General features: G+C 52.2%; 1 protein-coding gene. It reads right to left on the bottom strand.

The annotated features are described in order from the left end of the window. Positions 1-461: 461 nt before the first annotated feature. Positions 462-829, bottom strand: a 368-nt coding sequence (locus CIK87_RS14245) for a hypothetical protein (protein ID WP_158216190.1), incomplete at its 5' end; no start/stop codon positions are given.

Here is an 829-nt window from a genome sequence, read left to right as displayed (position 1 = left end):
GAAGAATACTCAACCTACTCAAACACAGCAGGAAAGAGCTCCCGCCCCTTTGGGGAGGGCTGGGGAGGGGCTTACACTCACAGCCCAGGGTTGCGGGCGAAGCACGCTACCCTGGGTATATATATAATAAGGTGTAGCAACTCTGTAGGAGTTGCGGTTAGCCGAAGGCGTTACCCACAGCAGGATAGTGGACTGAAATGTAAGGGAGAATGTTATTATACTCACTCTGATAATGCACTCCACCAATTTCCTGTCCATTATCCCGCCAAGGGGGACGCCCTCGGTGAGCTCGTAACAACCGTTACGAGGGCACGTGCCATAAGTCACGAGGTCACGTATCAATTGTTACGAGGACACGTATCGACCGTTACGAGCCACCAATGATAGTTGCGGGCGGTGCCAACCATCCCTCTGCGGCGTGTAATGTATGGATATAAGAGCCGGAAAGGCGTTGCTCCTTTTCACGCCTTTTCCCTCTGCGTAAAAAGTTGGTGTTGGATATTCCCGAGAACCATCTCAGGGATATCCGACACCAACCTCAGCGCCGCACCTGCCCATGGCAGGCTGAAAAGGAGCAAAATAAAAAAAGAGAAGCCCAACAATGGCCTCTCCCCAATCCTCTCCAAGGGTCGAAAAGTTACAATAAACCCCATCCCAACCACCTCCAAGGGCAAGGCGCATCTTCTAACCGCCTTAAACACAGCAAGAAGGGACTCCCTCCCCTTGGGGAGGGAGTCCCTTCTTGCTGTGTTTAAGGCGGTTAGAAGATGCGCCTTGCCCTTGGAGGTGGTTGGGATGGGGTTTATTGTAACTTTTCGACCCTTGGAGA

Origin of the sequence: Prevotella sp. P5-64, assembly GCF_002251285.1 — a bacterium.
Lineage (GTDB): Bacteria > Bacteroidota > Bacteroidia > Bacteroidales > Bacteroidaceae > Prevotella.
The sequence above is the reverse complement of the archived record's forward strand: the minus strand, read 5'-3'. Positions and strand labels throughout refer to the sequence as shown.